We start from the raw sequence: 513 nt of genomic DNA, 5'->3' as shown, positions 1-513 counted from the left end.
TACCAGCGGCGAACTCAACTGCAGTTTGTCGCGTAGGGTGCACACCAAGGCGTCACTCTTACCGGGTCTCTTGTCTGGCGAGGGTACTGGCCTGAGCAATTCGTTCAGGAAGCGTGTGTTGCAGTACCGTCTGCAACTGTTCGATTTGACGGCGCTGGTCACGCAACTGGTGTTGTTGCACGCGTAGCGCTGTTAGGTGCGGACGGAGGCGCTTTTTCAGCGATGATGCTTCTTCCTCTGCATCCAACCGCGCGCGTTGCAGATGTGCCTGTTCGGTGTTCCATGCCGCTTGGCTCTGTTCGATTTGCGCGTGCAGTTCGCGCAGTTCCCGCTCCTTCTCAAACTCCCGCTGAGTCAGCATTTGAGCTTCGGCGATGAGTCGTTCATTGGCGCGATTGAGGGCGACGACATCGTTTTGCTGGCTCATCAACTGGTCTCGCACGATGCGAAGCTCCTTCTTTAACTGTTGGAGTTGCGCTTCATGGCGGCTCAGTTCTTGGGTTCTTAGCTCCT

General features: G+C 56.3%; 1 pseudogene. It reads right to left on the bottom strand.

The window, feature by feature from the left end:
* Positions 1-58 precede the first annotated feature (58 nt).
* Positions 59-513 (bottom strand): annotated as a pseudogene (locus N879_RS20585) (hypothetical protein); the annotation flags it as partial.

Origin of the sequence: Alcaligenes sp. EGD-AK7 (genome assembly GCF_000465875.3) — a bacterium.
GTDB classification, from domain to species: Bacteria; Pseudomonadota; Gammaproteobacteria; order Burkholderiales; family Burkholderiaceae_B; genus Alcaligenes; species Alcaligenes phenolicus.
This window is presented reverse-complemented; position numbering and strand designations above follow the sequence as displayed.